Here is a 25,863-nt window from a genome sequence, read left to right on the forward strand (position 1 = left end):
GCGTTCAGGGGTGATGTCTGTATCTCTGGCTGCATGAGGGATTTATCTGGATGCTGGCGTTCGGGCGTGTCGGCAGGAGCTGCCGCGTATGAATGAGATTGTCGTAACGGCGCTGAAAAGGCCGTATACCTTCGTTGTTCTTTCCATTCTTATTCTGGTGTTTGGTATCAGGGGTATCTTCACGACCCCGACGGACGTTTTCCCCAGTATCAAGATCCCTGTTGTGGCTGTGGTCTGGACCTATACTGGGCTGATGCCGGAAGATATGTCCGGCCGCGTTATTTATTACTACGAACGCGCTCTGACCGCGACGGTCAATAATATCGAACATATTGAAAGCCAGTCCTATTACGGCCGCGGTATTGTAAAAATCTTTTTCCAGCCGGGCACGGATACCTCCGTAGCGCAGACGCAGATCACCTCCGTCTCCCAGACCGTGATCAAGCAGATGCCCACCGGCTCCACGCCGCCGCTGGTTCTGGCCTATAACGCATCTTCTGTGCCGGTTATCACGTTGCAGGTCTCCTCGACCTCCATGACGGCCTCACAGATTTACGATATGTCGTCCAACCTCATCCGGCCTGCGCTGGTGTCCGTGGCGGGGGCGGCAATCCCGAACCCGTATGGCGGCCAGCCCGGCAACATCATGGTGGATCTGGACCCCGTGAAGCTGCTGGCCCACCGGATGTCCCCCGTTGATGTCTCCAAGGCCCTGAACAGCCAGAACATCGTGCTGCCCGCGGGGGATCAGCGGATTGGCGCGTTTGACTGGATGGTGCAGACCAACGCCTCCCCACGGGATATGAACGACCTGAACATGCTGCCCATCAAGCAGGTGGGCAATGCGGTGGTGCGCCTGCAGGATGTGGCGTGGGTGCATCAGGGCGGCCCGCCGCAGACCAACCTTGTGCTGGTCAAGGGGCAGCAGGGCGTTCTGATTGTGGTCATGAAAAGTGGGGATGCCTCCACGCTGGATGTCGTGGCGGGTGTGAAGAAGCTGCTGCCCGGAATTGTCAGCACCCTGCCGGAGGGGGTGAGCATCAAGGTGCTGAATGATGCCTCCACCTTTGTGAAAGAGTCCGTGGAGGACGTTCTGCGGGAAATGGTGACAGCCGCCTGCCTGACCGGCCTTGTGGTGCTGCTGTTCCTCGGGTCCTGGCGTTCAACAGTGATTATCGCCACCTCCATTCCGCTGGCCATGCTGTGCTCCATTATCGGGCTGGGCTGGGCCGGGCAGACCATCAATGTCATGACGCTTGGCGGGCTGGCGCTGGCGGTTGGTATTCTGGTGGATGATGCCACCGTGATGATTGAAAACATCGATGCGCACCTTGAGATGGAAAAAGATCTCGAGACCGCGATTATCGATGCCGCCAACCAGATCGTTATCCCCACCTTTGTGTCCACCCTGTGTATCTGTATCGTGTGGATGCCGCTGTTCCAGTTGACCGGGGTTGCGGGGTGGCTGTTCATGCCGATGGCGGAAGCCATCATCTTCGCGATGATTGCCTCCTTCATCCTCTCCCGGACACTCGTGCCGACCATGGCGAAATACATGCTCGCGGCACAGGTGGCCGCGCATGCGCATGGCCCGCAGCAGCCCAAAACCATTTTCGGGCGCTTCCAGAAAGCGTTTGAACGCAAGTTCGAAAAGTTCCGCTACGGGTACCAGAACCTGCTGAAGCATCTGGTGGCCACACGTGGCACGTTTGTGCCGGTCTTTGTGGTGTGTTCGCTCGCGTCTCTGGGGCTGTTGATTTTTGTGGGGCAGGATTTCTTCCCCGAAATCAATTCCGATGCCATGGCAATCCATATCCGTGCGCCACTTGGCACCAAGCTTTCAGAAGCAGGCAAGATCTCCCAGCTTGTGAATGATGAGATTGAACGCACACTGCCGGGGCAGGTGGAAAGTATTGTTGATAATTGCGGCCAGCCCGTCAGCGCGCTCAATCAGGCCTTTATCCCCACCCCGACTGTGGGCACGCAGGATTGCGACCTTGCAGTCGCTCTGAAAAGCCCGGATTCTCCGGTGGCGGAATATCGCAAGATGATCCGCCAGTCTCTGAGGCAGAAATTTCCCGGCACGCAGGTGTCTTTCCTGCCGGGAGACCTGACAGCCAAAATTCTGAATTTCGGCTTGCCAGCCCCGATTGATGTGCAGGTTACCGGGCGCAATCTTGTAGAGAATTTCCGCTTTGCAAACCGGCTGGCGGACCGCCTGCGGCATGTGACGGGGCTGACGGATATCTCTGTCCAGCAGCCCATGACAACCCCGACCCTGCGGGTGAACGCCCGACGGACCTACGCTTTGGGGACGGGGATCACGGAAGCAGACGTGGCGAACAACGCGCTGGTTTCCCTCTCCGGCAGTTCTCAGGTCGGGCAGGTTTACTGGCTGGATACAAAAACCGGTGTCTCGCATCTGATTAATATCCAGACGCCCGCCACCTTCCTGCAAACCCTGAATGATCTGGAACTGACCCCGATTGACAAGGGCGATGGCAACCCGACGGGGCAGCCGCCGCAAATTCTGGGCGGTCTGAGCAAGATCGTGCAGACCGGCACGCCGGGGGAAGTCTCGCACTACAACATCATGCCGGTGTTCGATATCTATGCGTCCAATGAGGGGATCGATCTCGGCACCGTCTCACGCGCAGTCAGCCGGATTGTGGATGAAGTTCGCCCCGATCTGCCGCGTGGCTCAACACTGGTGGTGCGTGGGCAGGCTGTGACCATGAACAATGCGTATGTGCAGTTGCTGGGCGGCCTCGCCATGTCCGTGCTGCTAGTCTACCTGCTGATTGTGGTCAATTTCCAGTCCTGGCTGGACCCGTTCATTATCATCACGGCGCTGCCCGGGGCTCTGGCGGGCATTTCCTGGAGCCTGTTCCTGACACACACCACGCTTTCCGTGCCGGCGCTGACAGGGGCCATCATGTGCATGGGCACGGCCACAGCCAACGCCATTCTTGTGGTATCCTTCGCGCGGGAGAGGCTGGAGGCCCACGGGGATGCGATTGCCGCGGCCATTGAAGCCGGGTTTGAGCGTATCCGCCCCGTGCTGATGACAGCTTCCGCCATGATTATCGGGATGCTGCCAATGTCCCTCAGTAATTCTCAAAACGCGCCGCTGGGCAAAGCCGTCATGGGTGGCCTGCTGGTGGCAACAGTTGCAACCTTGCTGTTTGTGCCATGTGTTTTCGCCATGCTGCATAATCGGAAAAAGCAGACCACGACGACGGAACAGGGAGAAGGCGCATGAGCGGGTATCATGAAGACGGTGGCCAGCCGGAGCAGACCACACGGCATGATGCGGCGTCTTCCCGCAAACGGGTTATCGGGGTTGGTGTTGTTGCCGTGGTGGCCATAGGGCTGGCTGGTCTCGGGATCGTGCAGCGGCAGGCGCACTATATGCATCTGGCAAAGGAAACGGCGGAAAACGCCATACCCGTTGTGCAGGTGATTTCTCCACAGCCGGGGCCGTCCATCCGCACGCTTTCCCTGCCTGCCAATATTGCCGCCTGGTATCAGGCCCCCATTTACGCGCAGGTCTCCGGCTACGTGAAAATGTGGTACAAGGATTTCGGGGCCGTTGTGAAAACGGGAGATGTTCTGGCGCTTATCGATACGCCGGGGCTGGACGCCCAGTACGCCGCCGCGAAGGCCAATCTTGATGTCGCTCTTGCCCGCTACAAGCTGGCGCAGATCACGGCACGGCGCTGGAAAGCCCTGCAGGGCACGCAGGCGGTCTCTCAGCAGGAAGTGGACGTGCAGGCGGCCAATGCCGAGGCCCAGCAGGCGCAGGTGGAAGCGGCCCGCCACGAGGTGGAGCGTTTTGCCGCGCTGGAAGGCTTCAAGAAAATTGTCGCACCGTTTGATGGTGTCGTGACATCGCGTTTCGCCGATGTGGGGGATTATGTGAACGCCGGGCGCGGTGATGTGGACTCCCACGGGAATGCCACGGAACTGTTCAGCGTGGCGGATGTGCATGCCATGCGTGTGTTCGTCGCGGTGCCGCAGGATTATGCGGATATCATCTCCCCGCGTCTGGAGGCGGATCTGAGCATCCCGCAATATCCGGACCGCACGTTCAAGGCGAAATTCCTCGCAACGGCCACCGCGTTCAACCCCACAACCCGCACGGTGACGACAGAACTCACCATTGACAACAAATCCGGTGAGCTTTGGCCGAATTCCTACGCCACGGCCAACTTCAAGGCACCGGGAGACCCGGACATGCTCATCCTGCCCGAAGGCGCGATTATCTTTCGGGCGGAAGGCACGCAGGTCGCGCTGGTGGATGGAACCAACCATGTGCATCTGGTCGGGGTGACGCTGGGCAAAAATCTGGGCACAACGGTGCAGATCCTGCGGGGCGTGAAAAAAACGGACCGTCTGGTGAACAGCCCCTCTGCCGGGTTACTGGACGGGCAGGAGGTACGGATTGTGAAAGGCACCCCCGGCTATAATCTTCCCCCCAAAAAGCCCGAACCACCCAAAGGGGAGGCTGAGGGTAGCCAGATGAAAGCCGGGCAGGAGAGGATCGATACCCGCGCCATGCCGGAAGATAACCGCCCCCCCATTGAAGCCGGAGGCCGCCCATGACAGGGCGGGTCGTGTCCCTGCGGATCAGGCGAAGTTTTCTGGTTGGTCTTTCGCTGGCAACAATGCTCTCGGGGTGCGATATGGCCCCGCGCTATAACCCGACAAAGCTGAAACTCCCCGCCCAGTGGGAAGGGCAGGAGCATGGTGTGCTTCAGTCCGCCCGCCCGGCGGATGATGCCATCCGGCCTGACTGGTGGACCATGCTGGGAGACCCTGAGCTGAACCGTCTGGAGGAGCAGGCCATGCGCCTGAACGCGGACATCCAGGCGCAAGCGGAAGCCTTCATGCAGGCGCGTGATATGGCGATGGAAGCGAAATCCCACCTCTACCCGCAGGTGAGTGGCGCGGCCGGGGGAGAGAAATACAAAGGGTCCCGCCACAGGCTGTGGCGGGGGGCAGGCTCACAAGGGCCGGTCTACATGTCTTCCGAGCAGTATTCGGGCACGGCATCATGGGAGCCTGATTTCTGGTCAGCTATCCGGAATAAGGTACGGATGGCCAAGCAGGGCACGCAGGCAGCCGCCGCGGCCTATGCGCTGGCCCGCCTGAGCCTGCAGGCCGAACTGGCGAGCGATTATGTCGCGCTGCGCGGGCTGGATGCGCAGGATGCCGTCTACCGGGACTCTATCCGCTACTATCAGACCGCGGTGCAGGTCACCAAAATGCGTCTGGCCGGGGCGATTGCGCCGGGTATGGATGTCTCCCGCGCGGAAACGCAGCTTTACACCACGCAGGCGCAGGAAACAGAGGTACACACCCAGCGTGACGTGATGGAACATGCCATTGCGGTGCTGGTGAATCAGGCTCCGGCGTCCTTCCATATCGCGCCGGTGCAGCATCTGGCCTTTGCAGATGTGCAGCCGCCGGTGGCGCTCCCTTCCACCCTGCTGGAGCGGAGGCCTGATATCGCGGAAGCCGAGCGGCGCATGGCGCAGGCCAACAGGGCCATTGGTGTGTCGCGCGCGGCGTTCTATCCGCATATCACCTTCAACGCCATGACAGGCTTCATGGATAACGGGTTTGATCTCGCATCCCTGTCCAACTCCATGTACCAGTTTGGCGTGCAGGCTCTGCTTCCGCTGTTTCAGGGTGGTTTGAGGCGTGCGGAACTCCAGCGGAACTGGTCACAATACCGGCAGCAGGAAGACCTGTACCGCAGCACGGTGCTCGATGCGTTTCAGGAGGTGGAAGATAACCTGACACGCACCACGCGCCTGAAGACGGAAGCAGGCCAGCAGAGTAATGCCGTGGATGCCGCACTGCATACACAGACCATGACCATGGCCCTGTATACCGGCGGGCTGACAAACTATCTGGATGTCGTGGTGGCACAGGTGGCGGCCCTGAATGCCCGCATTGCCCTTGTGCAGGTGCAGACGCGCGCGGTGAATGCGCGTGTGGAGCTGATTCGCGCTCTGGGTGGGGGGTGGTCCCGCGCGGATCTGCCTCAGTCGGACAAGATCATGCCGTTCCAGCCGCTGCAGTATGGGCATCTGCGCCATGCGGCCCCTCTGGCGGGCATCAGCACGCAGGGTGATCCGGCAGCGGCTGATCTCACCTCGGGTGACGCAAATGTGTCCCACCCCCTTGACAGGTCCGGCGCGCACCGGTAAGCGCGCCTTTCCTATCGGAACGCGGGAGGCTCATCCTGTGCCATGACGTATGGCGCAGAGAGTCGCGAGAACCGCGGTCCGGGTTCAATAATGAGGAGTCCCGGATATGGCCAAAAAAGTTGTTGGCTACATCAAGCTTCAGATTCCCGCTGGCAAGGCGAACCCTTCGCCGCCGGTTGGTCCCGCGCTCGGTCAGCGTGGTCTGAACATCATGCAGTTCTGTAAAGAGTTCAACGCCAAGACGCAGAATCTTGAGCCTGGTATGCCGATTCCGGTCGTCATCACCGCTTATGCAGACCGTACGTTCAGCTTCATCACCAAAACCCCGCCGAACACGCACTTCCTGCTCAAGGCCGCCAAGATCTCCAAAGGCAGCCAGACGGTTGGCAAGTCTGCCCCAATTGGCAAGGTGACCATGGGTCAGTTGCGCGAAATCGCGGAACAGAAATTCCAGGACATGAACGCCAACGATATCGACGGTGCCGTGCGGATGCTGGTTGGTTCCGCCCGTTCCATCGGTCTGACGGTGGAGGGCTGAGAATATGGCTAAGAACAAGCGTATTGCCGCTGCACGCAGCAAGGTGACACACGGCCACATTTACGGGCTGGACGAAGCGATTGCTCTGGTGAAGGGTAACGCGACGGCAAAGTTCGACGAAACGGTTGAAATCTCCCTCAACCTGGGTATCGACCCGCGTCATGCTGACCAGATGGTTCGTGGCTTCGTCTCCCTGCCGAACGGCACGGGCAAGACACTGCGCGTTGGCGTGTTCGCACGCGGTGCGAAGGCTGAAGAAGCGACCGCCGCTGGTGCTGACGTTGTTGGCGCTGAAGACCTGATGGAAAAAGTGCAGGCTGGCGAAATCGCATTCGACCGCTGCATTGCAACCCCGGACATGATGGCTCTGGTTGGTCGTCTGGGTAAGATCCTCGGTCCGCGTGGCCTGATGCCGAACCCCAAGCTGGGCACCGTGACCATGGACGTGAAGGGTGCCGTTACGGCAGCCAAGTCCGGTCAGGTTGAATACCGCGCTGAAAAAGCCGGTATCGTTCACGCTGGCATCGGCAAGGCTTCTTTCGATGAAGCGAAGCTGGCTGAAAATGCCCGCGCGTTCGTTGATGCCGTGCAGAAGGCTCGTCCGTCTGGTGCGAAGGGCACATACCTCAAGAAGGTTGCTCTTTCCTCCACCATGGGTCCGGGCGTTCAGCTGGACGTCTCAGCCTTCGCAGGCTGAGTTTGAGATGCTGCTGCATCGGGCCTCGGTCCGGTGCGGCACATTAAGGGAAGTCGGCCTTCGGGCTGTGCTTCCCGACCTGTCCGAGATCACACGTGGCGTCATGCCATAAAAACCCCTGGGGTTTGCGCGTGTAAGACGGGGATGCTGGTTGCAGGCTGTTTTTCGGCAGGCTCCGGGTATTCCGTTTGAAGGACAGGCGAGCGGATTTCACGTTGCTTTGTGAAATCCTGAGGGCAACCCGCTTTGTCTGGCCAAGGCTGGATAAAGCAAGACGGAGACGGGATTTGAACCGTACGGAAAAGCAGGCCGCTGTTGCAGCCCTTGCCGCCGTGTTTGCCGAAACGTCCATGGTTGTGGTGACCCGGAATGCCGGGTTGACCGTAGCTGATGTGACGGATCTGCGACGCAAAGTGCGTGCAGCGGGTGCAACTTACAAGGTCGCAAAAAACCGGCTGGCAACTCTCGCCCTGGATGGGACCCAGTTCGACGGCATCGTGCCGATGCTTAAAGGACCAACCGCCCTTGCTTGGGCAGCTGATCCGGTAGCAGTGGCAAAGGTGATCGTCGAGTTCGCCAAAACCAATGACAAGCTTGAGCTGGTCGGGGGTTCTCTTGGTTCACAGGTGCTTGACGCCGCTGGACTGAAGGCTCTGGCCGAACTGCCGTCTCTGGATGAACTGCGCGCGCAGCTCGTGGGTCTTATCTCCACGCCCGCTACGCGTATCGCAGCGGTCACCCAGGCGCCGGCAGCGCAGCTTGCCCGGGTTTTTGGGGCCTATGCCAAAACGGGTGAGGCGGAAGCCGCCTGAAGCACGCCTTCTTCTGAAGACGTGTTCAAGAAATCGCACGACCTTTCATCTGGGAGGTTGTGCTTTGCAAACCAGTGATTATATTAGGAAGTCCAATCATGGCTGATCTGAACAAGCTCGTTGACGAACTGTCCGCTCTGACGGTTCTTGAAGCTGCTGAACTCTCCAAGCTGCTCGAAGAAAAGTGGGGCGTTTCTGCTGCTGCTCCGGTTGCAGTTGCTGCTGCTGGTCCGGCTGCTGCCGCTGCTCCGGTTGAAGAAAAGACCGAATTCGACGTCATTCTGGCCGCTGCTGGCGACAAGAAAATTAACGTCATTAAGGAAATCCGTGCCATCACGGGTCTGGGCCTGAAAGAAGCCAAGGACCTGGTTGAAGGTGCACCGAAGACCGTCAAAGAAGGCGCAACGAAAGACGAAGCCGACAAAATCAAGAAGATTCTTGAAGAAAACGGCGCGACCGTCGAAATTAAATAAGTTTGCCAGAACCCCGCTGCCTCAGGCTGGCGGGGTGATGCAAGAGGTTTTCGGGTGGGGGTGTGTTGCCTCTGCCCGTTTGCCTGTTCCGGATCCGGTTCGGGGCGGGTATATAAGTCGGGATTTCCCGGCGTGAGTGAAGGCCGGTTACTACAGATCGGACCATCAGGCCCGCGGTAAAGCGGCGGGCCTGATGGTCCGAGACAAGGGCGGGGCAGGAGCGACGATGAACGCAATCACCAAATCGTTCACAGGACGGAAGCGGATTCGCAAGAGTTTCGGGCGGATCCCCGAAATCGCTCCGATGCCGAACCTGATTGACGTGCAGCGTGCGTCTTACGAGACGTTTCTTCAGGCGAATGTGTCGCCTGATGCGCGCACACCGACAGGTTTGCAGGAGGTTTTCCGGTCTGTATTCCCGATTAACGACTTTGCAGGTCGCGGGCGGCTCGAATTCGTCAGCTACGAATTCGAAGAGCCGAAATATGATGTTGAAGAATGCATTCAGCGCGGGCTGACCTATTCCGCTCCGCTGAAAGTCATCCTCCGTCTCATTGTATGGGATGTGGATGAAGACACAGGGTCCCGTTCTATCCGGGATATCAAGGAGCAGCCGGTCTATATGGGCGACATGCCCCTGATGACCGATAACGGCACCTTTATCATCAACGGGACCGAGCGTGTCATCGTCAGCCAGATGCACCGTTCTCCCGGCGTGTTCTTTGATCACGACAAGGGCAAGACGCACTCTTCAGGCAAATATCTGTTTGCTGCCCGCGTCATCCCGTATCGCGGGTCCTGGCTGGACTTCGAGTTCGATGCCAAAGACCTGATCTATGTGCGTATCGACCGCAAGCGCAAGCTGCCTGTCACCACGCTGCTCTATGCGCTGGAAGGCGCTGCCTCCGCTGCTGCCCGCAAGGCAAAGCTGGCGGAAGGGGGCGATGTTGATGCTCTGGATATCAAGGGGATGGATGATAACGAAATCCTCTCCTATTTCTATGACACCGTCGTCTTCACGAAAACCGCCAAGGGCTGGGCACGTCCGTTCGATGCGGACTCCTTCCGTGGCATGAAGCTGCTTGCGCCGCTGGTGGATGCTGAAACCGGTGAAATCGTCGCCGAGGCAGAAGCGAAGCTGACAGCGCGCATGGTGCGCAAGATTGCCGAAAAAACCCGCGAAGTGCTGGTTGGTGATATTGATCTGCTGGGCCGCTTTATCGCCCACGATATCGTCAACACGGACACGGGCGAGATCTATGCCGAAGCCGGTGACGAAATCACTGAAGCTACGCTGACGGATCTGGCTGAAGCCGGGATTACGGACCTGCCGGTTCTGGCGATTGATGCCGCCAAGGGGCCGTGGATCCGGAATACGCTGGTTGTTGATAAAAACAGCTCACGTGATGAAGCGCTGATTGATATCTACCGCGTCATGCGCCCCGGTGAGCCGCCGACGGCTGAAACCGCCGATGCCATGTTCCATGGCCTGTTCTTTGACCCGGACCGTTATGACCTCTCTTCGGTCGGTCGTGTGAAAATGAACATGCGGCTTGATATTGATGTGCCGGACACCGTGCGCGTGCTGCGCAAGGAAGATATCCTGCGCACCATCAAGGTCATGTGTGAACTGAAAGACGGCCGCGGTCAGGTCGATGATATTGATAACCTTGGTAACCGCCGCGTCCGCTCGGTTGGTGAACTGATGGAAAACCAGTATCGCGTTGGCCTGCTGCGTATGGAACGCGCCATTCGCGAGCGTATGGGCTCTGTCGATATTGATACGGTCATGCCGCATGACCTGATCAACGCGAAGCCTGCCGCCGCTGCTGTGCGTGAGTTCTTCGGGTCTTCCCAGCTCAGCCAGTTCATGGACCAGACCAACCCGCTCTCTGAAGTCACGCACAAGCGTCGTCTTTCAGCGCTTGGCCCGGGCGGTCTGACCCGTGAACGCGCAGGCTTTGAAGTGCGTGACGTTCATCCGACCCATTATGGCCGTATCTGCCCGATTGAAACGCCGGAAGGCCCGAACATCGGTCTGATCAACTCGCTCTCCACCTACGCCAAGGTGAACAAGTACGGCTTTATTGAAACGCCGTATCGCCTGGTGAAAGACGGCGTTCTTCAGGATGGCTGGAAATATCTGTCCGCCATGGAAGAAGAAAAGCTGGTCGTGGCGCAGGCGGATGCCAAGCAGAGCGCCGATGGCACGCTGACGGGTGAACTGGTGTCCGTGCGTCGTGGTGGGGACTTCCGCCTCGTGCCGCCGACTGAAGTGACGGCGTGTGACGTTTCCCCCAAGCAGCTTGTGTCTGTTGCTGCGGCGCTGATCCCGTTCCTTGAGAACGATGACGCGAACCGCGCACTGATGGGCTCGAACATGCAGCGTCAGGCTGTGCCGCTGGTGCGCTCTGATGCGCCGCTGGTTGGCACAGGGATGGAAGCCGCAGTGGCTCATGACTCCGGTGCGACAATCGTTGCCCGCCGTCAGGGTATTGTGGACCAGATCGACGGTGCGCGTATCGTTGTCCGTGCAACGGATGAAAACGGTTCCACGCAGGGTGTCGATATCTATCGTCTGCGGAAGTATTCCCGCTCCAACCAGTCCACCTGCATCAACCAGCGTCCGCTGGTCCATGTGGGGGATACGGTTCGCGCTGGTGATATTATTGCGGATGGTCCGTCCACGGAGCTGGGTGAACTGGCTCTGGGCCGTAACACGCTCGTCGCGTTCATGCCCTGGAATGGTTACAACTTCGAAGACTCCATCCTGATCTCCGAACGTATTGCGAAAGATGACGTGTTTACCTCGATCCATATCGAGGAATTCGAAGTCATGGCGCGTGATACCAAGCTCGGTCAGGAAGAAATCACGCGTGACATCCCCAATGTGGGTGAAGAAGCGCTGCGGAACCTGGACGAAGCAGGCATTGTGTATGTCGGCGCTGAAGTGAACCCCGGTGATATTCTCATCGGTAAGGTCACGCCAAAGGGTGAAAGCCCGATGACACCGGAAGAAAAGCTTCTGCGTGCCATCTTCGGTGAAAAAGCATCCGATGTGCGGGATACGTCTCTGCGCCTGCCGCCCGGCACCACCGGCACCATTGTTGACGTCCGCGTGTTCTCACGCCGTGGCGTGGACAAGGACGAACGTGCGATGGCGATTGAACGCGCCGAAATCGAACGTCTGTCCAAGGACCGTGATGACGAGCGCGCCATTCAGGAACGTTCCTTCTACAGCCGTCTGCGTGAGAAGCTGCTGGATCAGACCGCTGGTGCGGGCTTCAAGGGTATTCGCTCCGGCACCGTGATCACGGATGAGGTTCTGGACGAGCATCCTCGCGGCGCATGGCGCAACATTGTTGTGGCCTCTGATGAGGTGATGGCTGAGCTGGAAACGCTGCGTCGTGAATTTGATGCCTCTGTGGCAAAAATTCAGGCCCGCTTCGAAAGCAAGGTTGAAAAGCTGCAGCGCGGTGATGAACTGCCGCCCGGCGTGATGAAAATGGTCAAGGTCTTTGTTGCCGTGAAGCGCAAGCTTCAGCCGGGTGACAAAATGGCCGGTCGTCACGGAAACAAGGGTGTGGTCTCACGCGTGGTGCCGGTTGAAGACATGCCGTTCCTGGAAGATGGCACGTCGGTCGACATCGTGCTGAATCCGCTGGGTGTGCCGTCTCGTATGAACGTGGGGCAGATTCTGGAAACGCATCTTGGCTGGGCATGCGCCAATATCGGGCGCGGCATCGGTGATCTGGTGGATGAATACCAGCGCACGGGTGAGAAGCGTCAGGAACTGCTGGATCGTCTCAAGGATGTCTATGGGCAGAACATCTATGATGATGCCATTGCCAATATGGACAACAAAGAGCTGACCGAGCTGTGCAACAACCTGCGCAAGGGCGTGCCCATTGCAACGCCGGTGTTTGATGGTGCGTCCATTCCGGATATCGAAGCCATGCTTGAAAAGGCAGGGGTTGATAAATCCGGGCAGTCGCAGCTGATTGATGGTCGTACGGGTGAGCCGTTCGAGCGCAAGACCACAGTCGGTTACATCTACATGCTCAAGCTGCATCACCTTGTTGATGACAAGATCCATGCACGCTCCATCGGTCCGTATTCGCTTGTGACCCAGCAGCCGCTGGGTGGTAAGGCGCAGTTCGGTGGCCAGCGCTTTGGTGAAATGGAAGTCTGGGCTCTGGAAGCCTATGGTGCGGCCTATACGCTGCAGGAAATGCTGACGGTGAAATCGGATGACGTGTCCGGTCGAACCAAGGTCTATGAAGCCATTGTGCGTGAGCAGGATGACTTCGAAGCCGGCATTCCGGAAAGCTTTAACGTTCTGATCAAGGAACTGAAATCCCTTGGCCTTAATGTTGAGCTGGAGCAGGGGACCAAATAAAGGTGACCCTTCGCACCACGATCCGTTCTTATTTTAAGGGGGAGGCCGGAATGACGATTCCGGCTCCTCATTTCCCTTTGGGGGCTTCGGCACATGAATGAACTCATGAAAATTCTTGGCCAGACCGGCCAGGCGATGACCTTCGACCAGATCAAGATTCAGCTTGCATCGCCTGAGCAGATCCGGTCCTGGTCGTTTGGTGAAATCAAGAAGCCCGAGACAATCAACTACCGGACATTCAAACCGGAACGCGATGGTCTGTTCTGCGCGCGTATTTTTGGTCCGATCAAGGACTACGAATGCCTGTGCGGCAAATACAAGCGGATGAAGTTCCGCGGTATTGTCTGTGAAAAATGCGGCGTTGAAGTCACTCTGGCAAAGGTGCGGCGCGAGCGGATGGGTCACATCCAGCTTGCCAGCCCTGTCGCCCATATCTGGTTTCTGAAGTCTCTCCCCAGCCGTATCGGCCTGATGGTCGACATGACGCTGAAAGATCTCGAAAAGGTTCTGTATTTCGAGAACTATCTGGTTCTTGAACCCGGCACGTCTCCGCTCAAGCAGTACTCCCTGCTGACGGAAGAACAGTACCTCGATGCCATGGATGAATATGGCGAAGAAGGTATTGAAGTCGGGATCGGTGCTGAAGCGATCAAGAAGGTGCTCGAACGCATCGATTGTGATGCCGAAAAAGTCGAGCTGCGCCAGGAACTGAAAGAGACGACCTCTGAAGCCAAGCGCAAGAAGTTCGTCAAGCGCCTGAAGCTGGTTGAGGCCTTCTCGGAAAGCGGCTCACGCCCCGAGTGGATGATTCTTGATCTGGTCCCGGTCATTCCGCCGGAACTGCGCCCGCTGGTGCCGCTGGATGGTGGTCGTTTCGCAACGTCCGATCTGAACGATCTGTATCGTCGCGTGATCAACCGTAACAACCGTCTGAAGCGCCTGATGGAGCTGCGTGCGCCCGATATCATCGTGCGTAACGAAAAGCGTATGCTTCAGGAAGCTGTTGATGCCCTGTTTGACAACGGTCGTCGTGGCCGTGCCATTACCGGTGCCAACAAGCGTCCACTGAAGTCTCTGTCCGATATGCTGAAAGGCAAGCAGGGCCGCTTCCGTCAGAACCTTCTTGGTAAGCGCGTTGACTACTCCGGCCGTTCGGTCATCGTGGTCGGCCCGGAAATGAAGCTGCACCAGTGCGGTCTTCCCAAGAAGATGGCGCTGGAACTGTTCAAGCCGTTCATCTACTCCAAGCTGGAAAAGTACGGTCACGCCACAACCATCAAGGCCGCGAAGCGGATGGTGGAAAAAGAGCGTCCGGAAGTCTGGGATATCCTTGAAGAGGTCATCCGCGAGCATCCCGTGATGCTGAACCGCGCCCCGACCCTTCACCGTCTGGGTATTCAGGCGTTCGAGCCGGTTCTGGTTGAAGGCAAAGCCATTCAGCTTCACCCGCTCGTCTGCACCGCCTTCAACGCGGACTTCGACGGTGACCAGATGGCCGTGCACGTGCCGCTGAGCCTTGAGGCGCAGCTTGAAGCACGCGTGCTGATGATGTCCACCAACAACATTCTCAGCCCGGCAAATGGTAAGCCCATTATCGTGCCGTCTCAGGATATTGTTCTCGGGCTGTATTATCTCAGCCTCGAAACGCCTGAATTCGGCGCGACACCGGACCGCAATGAGTATGACGACACAACCGGTGAGCTGATCAAAAAAGGTGCACCGTCCTTCTCGTCTATCAGTGAGGTGGAATACGCCCTGACTGCCGGCGTGCTGAAGCTGCATGACAAGATCCGTGCGCGCTTCGAGAGCATTGACGCTGACGGCAAGAAGCATCACGAAACGATCGTGACCACACCCGGCCGCGTGCTGATTGCTCAGATTCTGCCGAAGAGTGACGCGATCCCGTTCTCGCTGATCAACAAGCAGCTGACCAAGAAGGCCGTGTCTGACGTTATTGATACGGTTTACCGTCACTGTGGTCAGAAAGAAGCGGTGATCTTCTGTGACCGCCTGATGGCGCTCGGGTTCCGCCACGCTGCGAAAGCCGGTATTTCCTTCGGTAAGGATGACATGATCATCCCGGCTGAAAAGAAAGTTCTGGTTGACCGCACGACGGCTGAAGTCAAAGAGTTTGAACAGCAGTATCAGGATGGTCTGATCACGGCTGGCGAACGCTACAACAAGGTGGTGGATGCCTGGTCACGCTGCACGGACGAAGTCCAGGCGGCCATGACCAAAGAGATTTCCCGTCAGGAAATTGGCAAGCCCATCAACTCTGTGTGGATGATGAGCCACTCCGGGGCTCGTGGGTCGCCGGCTCAGATGAAGCAGCTTGCCGGGATGCGCGGCCTGATGGCCAAGCCGTCCGGTGAGATTATCGAACAGCCGATTATCGCCAACTTTAAAGAAGGTCTGTCGGTTCTCGATTACTTTACGTCCACCCACGGTGCACGTAAGGGGCTGGCCGATACCGCTCTGAAGACCGCGAACTCCGGGTATCTGACACGTCGTCTGGTTGACGTTGCGCAGGACTGCATCATTGTTGAAAATGATTGCGGCACCGAGCGTGGATTGACCATTCGCGCTGTCATGGATGGTGGTGAGGTTGTCTCCTCCCTGTCCGAACGGATCCTCGGCCGGACTCTGGCTGCTGATGTGATCGATCCTGCGTCCGGAAGCGTGGTTGCTCCCCGCAACCGCCTGATCGACGAAGCTGATGCAGAACGGATTGAAGCCTCTGGCGTGGAAACGGTTCAGATCCGCTCCGTGCTGACCTGCGATAGCCGCGTGGGCGTGTGTGGTCACTGCTATGGCCGTGACCTTGCACGCGGCACGCCGGTCAACATTGGTGAAGCTGTGGGTGTTATTGCCGCGCAGTCCATCGGTGAACCGGGCACGCAGCTCACCATGCGTACCTTCCATATCGGTGGCGCGGCGCAGCGTGGTGCCGAGCAGTCCATGATTGAAGCCTCTCGTGACGGTAAGGTTCTTATCCGCAACCGGAACGTGGTGCAGAACAGTCAGGGCGTGCCGGTTGTCATGGCCCGTAACTGTGAAATCCTGCTGACCGACGAAGCCGGGGTGGAAAAAGCCCGCTATCGTGTGCCGTATGGTGCGCGCCTGCTGACAACGGAAGGTGCGGAAGTCGCGCGCGGCCAGAAGCTGGCCGAGTGGGATCCCTACACCCTGCCGATCATCACCGAAAAAGCCGGTAAGGTTGAGTATCTTGACCTGATCGACTCCATCACGCTCGTCGAGCGTATGGACGAAGTGACTGGTCTGACAGCCAAGACGGTGGTGGACTACAAGCAGGCAGGCAAGGGCGTTGATCTGCGTCCGCGTCTGCAGCTCAAGGGTGCCAACGGTGAGGTCATCAAGCTGGATAACGGCAACGATGCCCGCTACTTCCTGCCGCCTGAATCGCTTCTGTCCGTTGAAAACGGTGCCGAGGTGCATGCGGGTGACGTGCTGGCACGTCTGCCGCGTGAAGGCTCCAAGACCCGCGATATTACCGGTGGTCTGCCGCGTGTGGCTGAACTTTTTGAAGCCCGCCGCCCGAAAGACCATGCGATTATCGCGGAAATGGAAGGCCGTGTTGAGTTTGGGAAGGACTACAAGTCCAAGCGCCGTATTATCGTGAAGAACGATGAGACGGGTGAAGAGACTGAATATCTGATCCCCAAAGGCAAGCACGTGTCTGTTCAGGAAGGCGACTTCGTCGAAAAAGGCGATCCGCTGGTCGACGGTCCCCGCGTGCCGCATGACATTCTGAAAGTCATGGGGGTTGAGGCTCTTTCCGACTACCTCGTGAATGAAATTCAGGATGTGTATCGTCTTCAGGGCGTGAAGATCAACGACAAGCACATTGAAGTCATCGTGCGCCAGATGCTTCAGAAGGTTGAAATTCTGGAGCCTGGAGATACGACGTACCTCATTGGCGAAACCGTTGACCGGATTGAGTACGAGACGGAAAACACCAAGCGCCTGAACGCGGGTGAACGTCCGGCGCATGCCATGCCGGTGTTGCAGGGTATTACGAAGGCGTCTCTCCAGACGCAGTCCTTTATCTCTGCAGCGTCCTTCCAGGAGACCACGCGTGTCCTGACAGAAGCGGCAACGGCAGGGAAGGTGGATACACTGAACGGTCTCAAAGAGAACGTCATTGTCGGCCGCCTGATCCCGGCGGGCACGGGGAGTGTCATGAATCGTCTGCGGGCTATCGCAGCGTCTCAGGACCGCCAGCGTGTCGGAAAATCTGCTGCCGAATAACGCAGCATTCGTCTGTAAAGACTGAGAAGAGGAGAGGGACCAGAGCATCGCTTTGGTCCCTTTCTTTTTATGAAAGGCCTTCTTTACATTTTAAAGGCCGAGAATCGCAGACCCCGCTTGACTTAAGGGGGGGGGAGCGGTAGTTAGCAGCCCTCAGCTTCTGCTCCTGTGCCGGAGCGGGGGTAAATTCGTAATTCTTGTGTAAGCATGCGGTGGGCTTCCAGTAGGAGGCGGGGCCGGATGCCTAGATAGCCCCACACGGGTGTTGTTGCCTGGTGGGTTTTTCAAATGACAGTCGGCAGTCGATAAAAAGACTAGCCGGCCGAACTGTGTAAGGATCGGGAAAGGCGCATGCCGACCATCAACCAGCTCATTGCCAAGGGGCGCAAGCCTGCGGTTAAGCGCAACAAAGTGCCCGCACTGCAGGGTTGCCCCCAGAAACGTGGTGTTTGCACCCGTGTTTATACGACGACGCCTAAAAAGCCGAACTCCGCACTGCGTAAAGTTGCAAAGGTGCGTCTGACGAATGGCTATGAGGTGGTGAGTTATATTCCGGGTGAAGGCCACAACCTTCAGGAACATAGCGTCGTGCTTATCCGTGGCGGTCGAGTAAAAGACCTTCCGGGTGTGCGTTATCACATCCTTCGCGGTGTCCTGGATACCCAGGGTATTGCTAAGCGTCGTCAGCGGCGTTCGCTCTACGGCGCGAAGCGTCCGAAGTAAGAGGAAGTTAAGGTATGAGCCGCCGTCACCGCGCTGTTAAGCGTGAGATTCTTCCTGATCCGAAGTTCGGAGATATTGTCATTACGCGTTTCATGAACGCTCTGATGTATGATGGCAAAAAATCCACTGCGGAGAGGATTGTTTACGGAGCTCTCGAGGCGATGGTTCGCCGGAGTGGAGCTTCCGCTGATCCGGTCGCATTGTTTCACAATGCCCTGGATAACGTTAAGCCTGCAGTAGAAGTTCGTTCCCGCCGTGTTGGTGGTGCGACCTATCAGGTGCCTGTTGAAGTGCGTGCCGAGCGTCGTCAGGCGCTGGCTATTCGTTGGGTGATCGACGCCTCCCGCAAGCGGGGTGAGAACACCATGCAGGACCGGTTGTCCAATGAGCTGATGGACGCTGTGAACAACCGTGGCGCTGCTGTGAAGAAGCGTGAAGATACCCACCGTATGGCTGAAGCGAACAAGGCGTTCAGTCACTATCGCTGGTAATCTTTTAGGTGTGGCATTCACTCCTTGTGGAGTGAGGGCGGACTTATTAAAAACTGCATCCCGATAAATTTTCGGGGCATGGAGTAGAGAAATGGCTAAGGCTAAGTTTGAGCGGAATAAACCGCACTGCAACATCGGCACCATCGGTCACGTTGACCATGGCAAGACGTCTCTGACGGCTGCTATCACGAAGACGCTGGCGAAAGTCGGTGGTGCTGAATTCAAGGCATACGACCAGATTGACGCCGCTCCTGAAGAGCGCGCTCGTGGGATCACCATTTCCACAGCTCACGTGGAATATGAAACCGCAAAGCGTCACTACGCACACGTCGACTGCCCCGGACATGCTGACTACGTGAAGAACATGATCACGGGTGCAGCGCAGATGGACGGCGCGATTCTCGTGGTTTCCGCAGCTGATGGCCCGATGCCGCAGACCCGTGAGCACATCCTGCTCGCTCGTCAGGTCGGCGTGCCGGCTCTGGTTGTCTTCCTGAACAAGGTTGACCAGGTTGACGATCCGGAACTGCTTGAGCTGGTTGAAATGGAAGTTCGTGAACTTCTGTCTTCCTACCAGTTCCCTGGCGACGATATCCCCATCGTCAAGGGTTCCGCTCTGGTGACTCTGGAAGATGGTGATCCGGAAATCGGTGAAAACCGCGTGCGCGACCTGATGGATGCGGTTGACGCATACATCCCGCAGCCGGAACGTCCGGTTGACCGTCCGTTCCTGATGCCGATCGAAGACGTGTTCTCCATCTCCGGTCGTGGCACCGTGGTGACGGGTCGTGTTGAACGTGGTGTTGTGAACGTGGGTGACGAAGTTGAAATCGTCGGCCTGAAGGACACTATCAAGACGACCGTTACGGGCGTTGAAATGTTCCGTAAGCTGCTTGATCGCGGTGAAGCAGGTGACAACATCGGCGCGCTGGTGCGTGGCACGAAGCGTGAAGACGTTGAGCGTGGCCAGGTTCTTGCAAAGCCGGGTTCCATCACCCCGCACAAGAAGTTTAAAGCTGAAGCATACATCCTGACGAAGGATGAAGGTGGCCGTCACACGCCGTTCTTCACCAACTATCGTCCGCAGTTCTATTTCCGCACGACCGACGTCACCGGCGTTGTTCACCTGCCGGAAGGCACGGAAATGGTCATGCCTGGCGATAACTGCGCTATGGATGTTGAGCTGATCGCTCCGATCGCCATGGATGAAGGCCTGCGCTTCGCTATTCGCGAAGGTGGCCGCACCGTTGGTGCCGGCGTGGTTGCTTCTATCACCGAGTAATCGGCTAGAGGCCTAGGACTGGATGACCCCGGCTGAGTTCTTCAGTCGGGGTCTTACTTGGCGGCCGGGCTACCCCGGACCAGTAAAGTGTTGGACTAAGAAACAATGGACAACCAGAACATCCGCATTCGCCTGAAGGCGTACGATCATCGTGTGCTGGACAACAGCACAAAAGAGATCGTCAATACGGCGAAGCGTACGGGTGCGCGGGTTCGGGGTCCTATCCCGCTGCCGACGCATATCGAGCGGTTTACAGTGAACCGTTCCCCCCACGTGGATAAGAAAAGTCGCGAACAGTTCGAAATTCGGACTCATCGCCGCCTGCTCGACATTGTCGAGCCGACTCCGCAGACCGTGGACGCTCTCATGAAACTCGACCTCGCCGCTGGCGTGGATGTCGAGATCAAACTTTAAGGTCCAGACGATGCGCACCGGATTGATCGCAAAGAAGTTGGGTATGTCCCGACTGTTCAAGGAAGATGGCACACATGTGCCCGTTACCGTCCTGCATGTGGATTCCGTGCAGGTGGTGGATGTTCGTACCCAGGAGCGGGATGGCTATACAGCTATTCAGCTGGGTATGGGCAAAGCCAAGGTAAAAAATGTCTCTAAGCCGAACCGCGGCCATTTTGCCCGCACGCAGGTTGAGCCGAAGAAGAAGCTGGTTGAATTCCGTGTAGCAGACGATGCTACGCTGGATATCGGCGCTTCTCTTTCCGCTGCTCACTTCGTCGTGGGGCAGAAAGTCGACGTGACAGGCACCAGCAAGGGTAAAGGGTTCGCGGGCGCCATGAAGCGCTGGAACTTTGCCGGTCTGGAAGCCTCCCACGGCGTTTCCATCTCTCACCGTTCACATGGTTCTACCGGTAACCGTCAGGATCCGGGTAAGACCTTCAAGAACAAGAAGATGGCTGGTCACCTCGGCGACGAGCGGATTACCACGCTGAATCTTGAAATTGCTGCGATCGATCCGGAAAAGAACCTGATCATGATCCGTGGTTCCGTCCCCGGAGCTAAAAACGGTGTCGTTCTGGTCCGTGATGCGATTAAAAAACCCCGCCATGTCGATGCGCCTTATCCGGCCGCTCTCGTGACGGCGGAGGGCTGAGGTCATGGAAATCGAAATCAAAACGCTTGATAACGGCACCGCCGGATCTGCTACGCTTCCCGATGCGCTGTTTTCCGTAGCGCCGCGCAATGACATCATGGCGCGCGTCGTGCACTGGCAGCTGGCCAAGCGCCGCGCTGGTACGCACAAGGTCAAAGGCATGGGCGAAGTGTCCGGCACGACCAAGAAGCCGTATCGCCAGAAAGGCACCGGTAGCGCTCGTCAGGGCTCTCTCCGTGCACCGCAGTATCGCACCGGTGGCGTGGTCCACGGTCCGGTTGTGCGTGATCACGGGTATGACCTTCCCAAGAAGGTGCGTCGCCTCGGTCTGATCTCTGCGCTGTCCCAGAAAGCGAAAGAAGGCAAGCTGGTTGTCCTTCAGTCCGCTTCCGGTGTGGCACGCACGAGCGAACTGGCAGCGAAGCTGAAGACGCTTGGCTGGAAGTCTGCCCTTATTGTTGACGCAACTGTTGATGAAGGCTTCCTGCGCGCTGCAAGCAACCTGCCGCGCATTGATGTCCTGCCGACAATTGGCGCCAATGTTTATGACATTCTTAATCACGAGGTCCTGGCGATTACGCAGGCTGGCCTCGAGGGTCTGAAGGAGCGCCTGGCATGACGAACATTCTTGCTCTGCGCAAGAAAGCCGAGCGTCTTTCCCGTGAAGCGATGTACGACATTGTTCGTGCGCCGCTGATCACGGAAAAGGCAACTGCGCTTTCAGAGAAGAATCAGGTTGTTTTCAAGGTTGCGATTTCTGCAACCAAGCCTGAAATCAAAGTGGCTGTGGAAACACTGTTCGGCGTCAAGGTCGTTGGCGTTAACACCCTTGTCCAGAAGGGCAAGACCAAGCGCTTCAAAGGGCGTATGGGGCAGCGTTCTGATATCAAGAAGGCGTTCGTTCAGCTCGCGGAAGGTCAGTCCATCGACCTTACCGCCAAACTGGCGTGACGTGGGGTAGGAACAAATGGCACTGAAGCACTTTAATCCCGTCACGCCGAGCCTTCGTGGTACGGTTCTGATCGATCGTTCCGACCTTTGGAAGGGCAAGCCGGTCAAGCAGCTGACGGAAGGTAAAAACAAGACGGGCGGCCGTAACAATAACGGTCGCACCACGTCTCGTTTCCGTGGCGGCGGGCACAAGCAGTCTTACCGCTATATCGACTTCAAGCGTCGCAAGTTTGATGTGCTGGGCACGGTTGAGCGTCTGGAATACGACCCCAACCGTACCGCCTTCATCGCGCTGGTGAAGTACGAAGATGGTGAGCTGGCTTATATCCTGGCACCGCAGCGTCTGAAGGTTGGTGACAATGTCATCTCCGGCACGCGCGTGGACATCAAGCCGGGTAACGCAATGCCGCTGGCCGCTATTCCGGTTGGCACGATCGTGCATAACATCGAGATGAAGCAGGGCGCCGGTGGCAAGCTGGCCCGTTCCGCTGGAACGTATGCGCAGCTCGTCGGTAAAGATGCCGGTTATGCGCAGATCAAGCTGCAGTCTGGTGAGCTGCGCGTTGTGCGTGGTGAATGCATGGCTACGGTTGGCGCTGTCTCCAACCCGGACAACATGAACCAGCATATCGGTAAAGCTGGCCGTTCGCGCTGGCTGGGCCGTCGTCCGCATAACCGAGGCGTTGTGATGAACCCGGTTGACCATCCGCATGGTGGTGGTGAAGGCCGCACCTCTGGTGGCCGTCATCCGGTCACGCCGTGGGGCAAGCCCACCAAAGGTTATAAAACTCGGGTCAACAAGCGTACGGACAGTCTGATTATCCGTCGTCGGAAGACCGGCAAGTAAGGGGCAATAGAAGATGGCACGTTCCGTCTGGAAAGGCCCGTTCGTCGACGGGTATCTGCTGAACAAGGCTGAGGCGTCCCGCGCGTCGGGTCGTAATGAAGTGATCAAGATCTGGTCACGTCGTTCTACGATCCTTCCGCAGTTCGTTGGTTTGACGTTCGGTGTTTATAATGGTCAGAAGTTCCTGCCCGTGCAGGTGACGGAGAACATGGTCGGACACAAGTTCGGCGAATTTTCTCCCACCCGTACATTCCACGGGCATGGGGCCGATAAGAAGTCGAAGCGGGGCTAAGATGAGCAAGCCGAAGCATCCGCGCACGCTCGCGGAAACAGAAGCGCAGGCTATTACGCGCAACATCCGGGTTAGTCCCCGTAAGTTGAACCTTGTTGCGGGTCTGATCCGCAACAAGCCCGCGTCTCAGGCTGTCGCAACCTTGACGTTCTCCAAGCGTCGCATTGCCCAGGAAGTCAAAAAGACCCTGGAAAGCGCGATTGCCAATGCAGAGAACAATCATCAGCTGGACGTTGACCAGCTGGTTGTGAAGACGGCTGAGGTCGGAAAATCCATCGTCATGCGTCGCTTCCATGCGCGTGGCCGTGGTCGCTCCGCCCGTGTGGAAAAGTTCTTCAGCCATCTGAAGATTGTTGTTGCCGAACGGGCTCCGGAGCCCGAAGCAGCTTCTCCTGAGCAGAAGGCGGCCTGACGTATGGGACATAAAGTCAATCCAATCGGGCTGCGGCTCGGAATCAATCGCACCTGGGATAGCCGTTGGTACGCTGACTCCGACTATTCCCGCCTGCTGCATGAAGACCTGAAGCTGCGTGCGTTCCTGCGCCGCAAGCTTTCCGGTGCTGGTGTGTCTCGCGTCGTGATCGAACGCCCGGCCAAGAAGCCGCGTGTGACCATCTACGCCGCGCGTCCGGGTGTTGTGATCGGCAAGAAGGGTCAGGACATCGATGCTCTGCGCAAAGAGCTGACCAAAATGGCCGGTACGGAAGTGGCTCTCAACATTGTTGAGATCCGCAAGCCCGAAATCGATGCCACGCTGGTTGCTGACAACATTGCGCAGCAGCTTGAACGTCGTGTGGCCTTCCGTCGCGCCATGAAGCGCGCCGTGCAGTCCGCTATGCGTCTTGGCGCACAGGGTATCCGTATCAACTGTTCCGGTCGTCTGGGTGGCGCAGAAATCGCTCGTATCGAGTGGTACCGTGAAGGGCGCGTGCCGCTTCACACGCTGCGCGCTGACATCGATTATGGAACAGCCACCGCGCGGACGACCTACGGCAGCTGCGGCGTGAAGGTCTGGATCTTCAAAGGTGAGATCCTTGCGCATGACCCACTGGCTCAGGACCGCCGGGCGGCCGAGCAGGCCCCTCAGCGCTGAGGCGAAGGATAGAAGACAATGCTCTCTCCGAAGCGAACTAAATTCCGCAAGGCTCACAAAGGTCGTATTCACGGCCTGGCCAAAAGCGGTACGACGCTCAACTTCGGTACGTTCGGTCTGAAGGCTCTTCAGCCCGAACGTATCACCGCACGGCAGATTGAAGCCTCTCGTCGGGCTATCACCAGGGCGATGAAACGCGCAGGTCGCGTGTGGATTCGTATTTTTCCTGACCTTCCGGTCTCGACAAAGCCTGCAGAAGTGCGTATGGGCTCGGGCAAGGGATCACCAGAATACTGGGTGGCCCGTGTGAAACCCGGTCGCATCTTGTTTGAAATCGAAGGCGTGCCGCCTGAAGTTGCGCGTGAAGCGCTGGCTCTGGGTGCGGCAAAGCTGCCGATCAAGACGAAATTTGTGACCCGAATTGGAGATGCGTAAGATGGCGAAGGCAACAAAGCCCGCTGACCTGCGTGCCAAGACGGCCGATGAACTGAACACGCTTCTGCTGGAGCTGAAGCGTGAGCAGCTCAATCTCCGGTTCCAGAAGGCAACCGGGCAGAACGAAGGCCAGAGCCGCATTCGTGTGGTCCGTCGTGAAATTGCGCGCATCAAAACGATTGCTGCGCAGAATACTGAGAAGTCTGCGGCAGGTGCGAAAACATCTGCTGCCATTTCCTGAAGGGAGTTGGACGATGCCAAGGCGCGTCCTTACCGGACGTGTGACCAGCGACAAGATGGACAAGACCGTAACGGTTCTTGTCGATCGTCGCGTCATGCATCCGCTGTATAAGAAGTTCATCCGTCGCTCAAAGAAATATGCAGCGCACGATGAAGAGAATGTCTGCAAAGTTGGCGATACCGTGCGCATCATCGAGTGTGCACCGATCTCCCGCCGCAAGACGTGGGCCGTGGTGGCACGCAACGGCGAGGTCGTTGATGCGTCCTCCGCTGGCGTGTCGGCGTAAGGTAAGGATATCTAGATCATGATCCATCCCGAGACCAACCTCGACGTGGCCGACAATTCTGGTGCGCGTCAGGTGCAGTGCATCAAGGTGCTGGGCGGTTCCAAACGGAAATCCGCCTCGGTCGGCGACGTGATCGTCGTGTCTGTCAAGGAAGCCATCCCCCGCGGGAAGGTGAAAAAAGGCGACGTCCACCAAGCTGTTATCGTGCGTACCTCTTATCCGGTTCGTCGCCCCGATGGGAGCGCCATCCGCTTTGATAAGAATGCTGCTGTTCTGATCAACAAGCAGCAGGAGCCGATCGGCACCCGTATCTTCGGCCCGGTTGTTCGTGAACTGCGTGCGCGCAAGTTCATGAAAATTATCTCTCTGGCGCCGGAGGTTCTATAAATGGCTGCTCGCATTAAAAAAGGCGATACGGTTGTTGTCATCAGCGGTTCCTCCAAGGGAACGCAGGGTGAAGTCCTTTCCGTCCGTCCGGCTGAAAACCGTGCTGTTGTGCGTGGTGCTGCGCTGATCAAGCGTCACCAGAAAGCAACGCGTATGGGTGAAGAAGGTGGCATCATTACACGTGAAGCCGCTATTCATCTGTCTAATCTGAAACTGATCGATCCGGCTTCCAAGAAGCCGACCCGCGTTGGGTTCCGTGTTCTGGAAGATGGTCGGAAAGTTCGCGTTGCTAAAGCGACCGGCGAAGTGATTGAAGGCTGA

General features: G+C 57.7%; 25 protein-coding genes. All 25 read left to right on the forward strand.

The window, feature by feature from the left end; translation table 11 throughout:
• The first annotated feature begins 88 nt into the window (after positions 1 to 88).
• On the forward strand, positions 89 to 3,262 hold the full coding sequence (locus tag GOB82_RS01490) for an efflux RND transporter permease subunit (RefSeq protein ID WP_166118738.1): 3,174 nt from the start codon (positions 89 to 91) through the stop codon (positions 3,260 to 3,262).
• On the forward strand, positions 3,259 to 4,605 hold the full coding sequence (locus GOB82_RS01495) for an efflux RND transporter periplasmic adaptor subunit (protein ID WP_166118740.1): 1,347 nt from the start codon (positions 3,259 to 3,261) through the stop codon (positions 4,603 to 4,605). The genes GOB82_RS01490 and GOB82_RS01495 overlap by 4 nt, the downstream gene beginning before the upstream one ends.
• 62 nt (positions 4,606 to 4,667) lie before the next feature.
• The gene (locus tag GOB82_RS01500; protein ID WP_377792162.1) at positions 4,668 to 6,218 is read left to right on the forward strand and encodes an efflux transporter outer membrane subunit; all 1,551 of its coding nucleotides are present in this window, start codon (positions 4,668 to 4,670) and stop codon (positions 6,216 to 6,218) included.
• A 106-nt stretch (positions 6,219 to 6,324) separates the two neighbouring features.
• Entirely contained in the window at positions 6,325 to 6,756 is a 432-nt protein-coding gene (rplK, locus tag GOB82_RS01505) for a 50S ribosomal protein L11 (RefSeq protein ID WP_166118746.1), read from the forward strand.
• Positions 6,757 to 6,760: 4 nt separating this feature from the next.
• On the forward strand, positions 6,761 to 7,453 hold the full coding sequence (rplA, locus tag GOB82_RS01510; protein ID WP_166118748.1) for a 50S ribosomal protein L1: 693 nt from the start codon (positions 6,761 to 6,763) through the stop codon (positions 7,451 to 7,453).
• 287 nt (positions 7,454 to 7,740) lie between these two features.
• The gene (rplJ, locus tag GOB82_RS01515; RefSeq protein WP_166118751.1) at positions 7,741 to 8,265 is read left to right on the forward strand and encodes a 50S ribosomal protein L10; all 525 of its coding nucleotides are present in this window, start codon (positions 7,741 to 7,743) and stop codon (positions 8,263 to 8,265) included.
• 98 nt (positions 8,266 to 8,363) lie between these two features.
• Complete coding sequence (gene rplL / locus GOB82_RS01520; RefSeq protein ID WP_166118754.1) at positions 8,364 to 8,738, forward strand: 50S ribosomal protein L7/L12; 375 nt, start codon at positions 8,364 to 8,366, stop codon at positions 8,736 to 8,738.
• A gap of 226 nt (positions 8,739 to 8,964) precedes the next feature.
• Complete coding sequence (gene rpoB, locus GOB82_RS01525; protein WP_166118757.1) at positions 8,965 to 13,137, forward strand: DNA-directed RNA polymerase subunit beta; 4,173 nt, start codon at positions 8,965 to 8,967, stop codon at positions 13,135 to 13,137.
• Positions 13,138 to 13,230: 93 nt separating this feature from the next.
• Complete coding sequence (rpoC, locus tag GOB82_RS01530) at positions 13,231 to 17,406, forward strand: DNA-directed RNA polymerase subunit beta' (protein ID WP_166118759.1); 4,176 nt, start codon at positions 13,231 to 13,233, stop codon at positions 17,404 to 17,406.
• Between the two features lie 351 nt (positions 17,407 to 17,757).
• Positions 17,758 to 18,129: a 30S ribosomal protein S12 gene (gene rpsL / locus GOB82_RS01535; RefSeq protein WP_003622698.1), complete on the forward strand. Its 372-nt coding sequence runs from the start codon at positions 17,758 to 17,760 to the stop codon at positions 18,127 to 18,129.
• A gap of 14 nt (positions 18,130 to 18,143) precedes the next feature.
• Positions 18,144 to 18,620 (forward strand): 30S ribosomal protein S7, encoded by a 477-nt coding sequence (gene rpsG, locus GOB82_RS01540; RefSeq protein ID WP_166118762.1) that lies wholly within the window; start codon positions 18,144 to 18,146, stop codon positions 18,618 to 18,620.
• 91 nt (positions 18,621 to 18,711) lie between these two features.
• Positions 18,712 to 19,902 carry an elongation factor Tu gene (gene tuf, locus GOB82_RS01545; protein WP_166118764.1) on the forward strand — a complete coding sequence of 397 codons (1,191 nt, stop codon included), beginning with the start codon at positions 18,712 to 18,714 and terminating at the stop codon, positions 19,900 to 19,902.
• A 105-nt stretch (positions 19,903 to 20,007) separates the two neighbouring features.
• A complete protein-coding gene (gene rpsJ / locus GOB82_RS01550) occupies positions 20,008 to 20,316 on the forward strand; it encodes a 30S ribosomal protein S10 (protein WP_007282720.1) in 309 nt (102 codons plus the stop codon).
• A gap of 10 nt (positions 20,317 to 20,326) precedes the next feature.
• Complete coding sequence (gene rplC / locus GOB82_RS01555; RefSeq protein WP_166118767.1) at positions 20,327 to 21,010, forward strand: 50S ribosomal protein L3; 684 nt, start codon at positions 20,327 to 20,329, stop codon at positions 21,008 to 21,010.
• Between the two features lie 4 nt (positions 21,011 to 21,014).
• Positions 21,015 to 21,629: a 50S ribosomal protein L4 gene (gene rplD, locus GOB82_RS01560; RefSeq protein ID WP_166118769.1), complete on the forward strand. Its 615-nt coding sequence runs from the start codon at positions 21,015 to 21,017 to the stop codon at positions 21,627 to 21,629.
• A complete protein-coding gene (locus GOB82_RS01565; RefSeq protein WP_166118771.1) occupies positions 21,626 to 21,961 on the forward strand; it encodes a 50S ribosomal protein L23 in 336 nt (111 codons plus the stop codon). The genes rplD and GOB82_RS01565 overlap by 4 nt, the downstream gene beginning before the upstream one ends.
• Before the next feature lie 16 nt (positions 21,962 to 21,977).
• On the forward strand, positions 21,978 to 22,808 hold the full coding sequence (rplB, locus tag GOB82_RS01570; protein ID WP_166118774.1) for a 50S ribosomal protein L2: 831 nt from the start codon (positions 21,978 to 21,980) through the stop codon (positions 22,806 to 22,808).
• 13 nt (positions 22,809 to 22,821) lie between these two features.
• The gene (rpsS, locus tag GOB82_RS01575) at positions 22,822 to 23,100 is read left to right on the forward strand and encodes a 30S ribosomal protein S19 (protein WP_025860199.1); all 279 of its coding nucleotides are present in this window, start codon (positions 22,822 to 22,824) and stop codon (positions 23,098 to 23,100) included.
• Between the two features lies 1 nt (position 23,101).
• Positions 23,102 to 23,512 carry a 50S ribosomal protein L22 gene (gene rplV, locus GOB82_RS01580; RefSeq protein ID WP_043552246.1) on the forward strand — a complete coding sequence of 137 codons (411 nt, stop codon included), beginning with the start codon at positions 23,102 to 23,104 and terminating at the stop codon, positions 23,510 to 23,512.
• 3 nt (positions 23,513 to 23,515) lie between these two features.
• Positions 23,516 to 24,193 (forward strand): 30S ribosomal protein S3, encoded by a 678-nt coding sequence (gene rpsC, locus GOB82_RS01585; RefSeq protein ID WP_166118776.1) that lies wholly within the window; start codon positions 23,516 to 23,518, stop codon positions 24,191 to 24,193.
• A gap of 18 nt (positions 24,194 to 24,211) precedes the next feature.
• Positions 24,212 to 24,628 (forward strand): 50S ribosomal protein L16, encoded by a 417-nt coding sequence (gene rplP, locus GOB82_RS01590; protein WP_048838102.1) that lies wholly within the window; start codon positions 24,212 to 24,214, stop codon positions 24,626 to 24,628.
• Position 24,629: 1 nt separating this feature from the next.
• Positions 24,630 to 24,869, forward strand: a complete 240-nt coding sequence (gene rpmC / locus GOB82_RS01595; protein ID WP_166118779.1) for a 50S ribosomal protein L29 — start codon at positions 24,630 to 24,632, stop codon at positions 24,867 to 24,869.
• A gap of 13 nt (positions 24,870 to 24,882) precedes the next feature.
• Entirely contained in the window at positions 24,883 to 25,155 is a 273-nt protein-coding gene (gene rpsQ, locus GOB82_RS01600) for a 30S ribosomal protein S17 (protein WP_166118782.1), read from the forward strand.
• 18 nt (positions 25,156 to 25,173) lie between these two features.
• On the forward strand, positions 25,174 to 25,542 hold the full coding sequence (rplN, locus tag GOB82_RS01605) for a 50S ribosomal protein L14 (RefSeq protein WP_006557767.1): 369 nt from the start codon (positions 25,174 to 25,176) through the stop codon (positions 25,540 to 25,542).
• The gene (gene rplX, locus GOB82_RS01610; protein WP_166118785.1) at positions 25,543 to 25,863 is read left to right on the forward strand and encodes a 50S ribosomal protein L24; all 321 of its coding nucleotides are present in this window, start codon (positions 25,543 to 25,545) and stop codon (positions 25,861 to 25,863) included.

The organism is Acetobacter farinalis, assembly GCF_011516935.1.
Classification (GTDB): Bacteria; Pseudomonadota; Alphaproteobacteria; order Acetobacterales; family Acetobacteraceae; genus Acetobacter; species Acetobacter farinalis.

Coding starts and splice junctions, on each gene's coding strand:
- GOB82_RS01490 (WP_166118738.1), top strand. CDS start 89: ATGAATGAGATTGTCGTAACGGCGCTGAAAAGGCCGTATACCTTCGTT.
- GOB82_RS01495 (WP_166118740.1), top strand. CDS start 3,259: ATGAGCGGGTATCATGAAGACGGTGGCCAGCCGGAGCAGACCACACGG.
- GOB82_RS01500 (WP_377792162.1), top strand. CDS start 4,668: ATGCTCTCGGGGTGCGATATGGCCCCGCGCTATAACCCGACAAAGCTG.
- rplK (WP_166118746.1), top strand. CDS start 6,325: ATGGCCAAAAAAGTTGTTGGCTACATCAAGCTTCAGATTCCCGCTGGC.
- rplA (WP_166118748.1), top strand. CDS start 6,761: ATGGCTAAGAACAAGCGTATTGCCGCTGCACGCAGCAAGGTGACACAC.
- rplL (WP_166118754.1), top strand. CDS start 8,364: ATGGCTGATCTGAACAAGCTCGTTGACGAACTGTCCGCTCTGACGGTT.
- rpoB (WP_166118757.1), top strand. CDS start 8,965: ATGAACGCAATCACCAAATCGTTCACAGGACGGAAGCGGATTCGCAAG.
- rpoC (WP_166118759.1), top strand. CDS start 13,231: ATGAATGAACTCATGAAAATTCTTGGCCAGACCGGCCAGGCGATGACC.
- rpsL (WP_003622698.1), top strand. CDS start 17,758: ATGCCGACCATCAACCAGCTCATTGCCAAGGGGCGCAAGCCTGCGGTT.
- rpsG (WP_166118762.1), top strand. CDS start 18,144: ATGAGCCGCCGTCACCGCGCTGTTAAGCGTGAGATTCTTCCTGATCCG.
- tuf (WP_166118764.1), top strand. CDS start 18,712: ATGGCTAAGGCTAAGTTTGAGCGGAATAAACCGCACTGCAACATCGGC.
- rpsJ (WP_007282720.1), top strand. CDS start 20,008: ATGGACAACCAGAACATCCGCATTCGCCTGAAGGCGTACGATCATCGT.
- rplC (WP_166118767.1), top strand. CDS start 20,327: ATGCGCACCGGATTGATCGCAAAGAAGTTGGGTATGTCCCGACTGTTC.
- rplD (WP_166118769.1), top strand. CDS start 21,015: ATGGAAATCGAAATCAAAACGCTTGATAACGGCACCGCCGGATCTGCT.
- GOB82_RS01565 (WP_166118771.1), top strand. CDS start 21,626: ATGACGAACATTCTTGCTCTGCGCAAGAAAGCCGAGCGTCTTTCCCGT.
- rplB (WP_166118774.1), top strand. CDS start 21,978: ATGGCACTGAAGCACTTTAATCCCGTCACGCCGAGCCTTCGTGGTACG.
- rpsS (WP_025860199.1), top strand. CDS start 22,822: ATGGCACGTTCCGTCTGGAAAGGCCCGTTCGTCGACGGGTATCTGCTG.
- rplV (WP_043552246.1), top strand. CDS start 23,102: ATGAGCAAGCCGAAGCATCCGCGCACGCTCGCGGAAACAGAAGCGCAG.
- rpsC (WP_166118776.1), top strand. CDS start 23,516: ATGGGACATAAAGTCAATCCAATCGGGCTGCGGCTCGGAATCAATCGC.
- rplP (WP_048838102.1), top strand. CDS start 24,212: ATGCTCTCTCCGAAGCGAACTAAATTCCGCAAGGCTCACAAAGGTCGT.
- rpmC (WP_166118779.1), top strand. CDS start 24,630: ATGGCGAAGGCAACAAAGCCCGCTGACCTGCGTGCCAAGACGGCCGAT.
- rpsQ (WP_166118782.1), top strand. CDS start 24,883: ATGCCAAGGCGCGTCCTTACCGGACGTGTGACCAGCGACAAGATGGAC.
- rplN (WP_006557767.1), top strand. CDS start 25,174: ATGATCCATCCCGAGACCAACCTCGACGTGGCCGACAATTCTGGTGCG.
- rplX (WP_166118785.1), top strand. CDS start 25,543: ATGGCTGCTCGCATTAAAAAAGGCGATACGGTTGTTGTCATCAGCGGT.